At 54.5% G+C, this 1,633-nt stretch carries 2 rRNA genes; both read left to right on the forward strand.

From position 1 onward, the window contains the following. Nucleotides 1-1,379, forward strand: a 23S ribosomal RNA gene (locus AC2W7K_RS18030); the annotation flags it as partial. A 133-nt stretch (nucleotides 1,380-1,512) separates the two neighbouring features. Beyond that, nucleotides 1,513-1,632, forward strand: a 5S ribosomal RNA gene (gene rrf, locus AC2W7K_RS18035). Nucleotide 1,633: the final 1 nt, after the last annotated feature.

Raw genomic sequence — 1,633 nt, forward strand, 5'->3', positions numbered from 1 at the left:
CCCACAATGGGTGGGGTGATCTGGTGATCCTCTGCTGCCGAGAAAAGCATCGACGTGAGGGTGTGTGTTGCCCGTACCCTATAACCGACACAGGTGGTCAGGTAGAGAATACTAAGGTGATCGAGAGAATCGTGGTTAAGGAACTCGGCAAAATGCCCCCGTAACTTCGGGAGAAGGGGGGCCATCCTGGTGAACAATCCTTGCGGTTGGGAGCTGGTGGTGGTCGCAGAGGCCAGAGAGAAGCGACTGTTTATTAAAAACACAGGTCCGTGCGAAGATGTAAGTCGATGTATACGGACTGACGCCTGCCCGGTGCTGGAAGGTTAAGAGGACCCGTTAACCCGTAAGGGTGAAGCGGAGAATTTAAGCCCCAGTAAACGGCGGTGGTAACTATAACCATCCTAAGGTAGCGAAATTCCTTGTCGGGTAAGTTCCGACCTGCACGAATGGCGTAACGACTTCTCTGCTGTCTCAACCACGAACTCGGCGAAATTGCATTACGAGTAAAGATGCTCGTTACGCGCAGCAGGACGGAAAGACCCCGAGACCTTCACTATAGTTTGGTATTGGGCTTCGGTGTGGTTTGTGTAGGATAGGTGGGAGATGTTGAAGCCTGGTCGCCAGATCGGGTGGAGTCGGCAAGTGAAATACCACTCTGACCATTCTGGATTCCTTAACTTCGGACCCTGATCGGGTTCAGGGACAGTGCCTGATGGGTAGTTTAACTGGGGCGGTTGCCTCCTAAAGAGTAACGGAGGCGCCCAAAGGTTCCCTCAGCCTGGTTGGCAATCAGGTGTCGAGTGTAAGTGCACAAGGGAGCTTGACTGTGAGACGGACGTGTCGAGCAGGAGCGAAAGCTGGGACTAGTGACCCGGCCATGGCTTGTGGAAGCGTGGTCGCTCAACGGATAAAAGGTACCTCGGGGATAACAGGCTGATCTTGCCCAAGAGTCCATATCGACGGCATGGTTTGGCACCTCGATGTCGGCTCGTCGCATCCTGGGGCTGGAGTCGGTCCCAAGGGTTGGGCTGTTCGCCCATTAAAGCGGTACGCGAGCTGGGTTTAGAACGTCGTGAGACAGTTCGGTCCCTATCCGCTGCGTGCGTAGGAAATTTGTGGAGGGCTGTCCTTAGTACGAGAGGACCGGGACGGACGAACCTCTGGTGTGCCAGTTGTACCGCCAGGTGCATGGCTGGTTGGCTACGTTCGGGAAGGATAACCGCTGAAAGCATCTAAGCGGGAAGCCTGCTCCGAGATGAGATTTCCATCCCATTTGTTGGGGGGAGGTGCCCAGGAGAACACTGGGTTGATAGGCCGGGTATGGAAGCACTGTAAGGTGTGGAGTTGACTGGTACTAATACGCCGATCACTCACACAACCCTTTGGGTTGGTGTGTGCGGAAGTAACATTAACGGGTTTTTGATGAGACCACGCTGTGTGGTGTTCGCGTTCGCTGTGCGGTTCTTGGACCATTACCACACACGGGTAAGTGTGTGGGTGGTTTGTTGGTTTTGCGGTGGTGATAGTGGTGGGGAAACGCCCGGTTAACCGTTCCGATCCCGGTAGCTAAGCCCATGTCATGCTGATGGTACTGCAACTTGGTGGTTGTGGGAGAGTAAGTGACTGCCGCAAT

This window comes from Brevibacterium sp. LAARM2_SD2 (assembly GCF_057364785.1).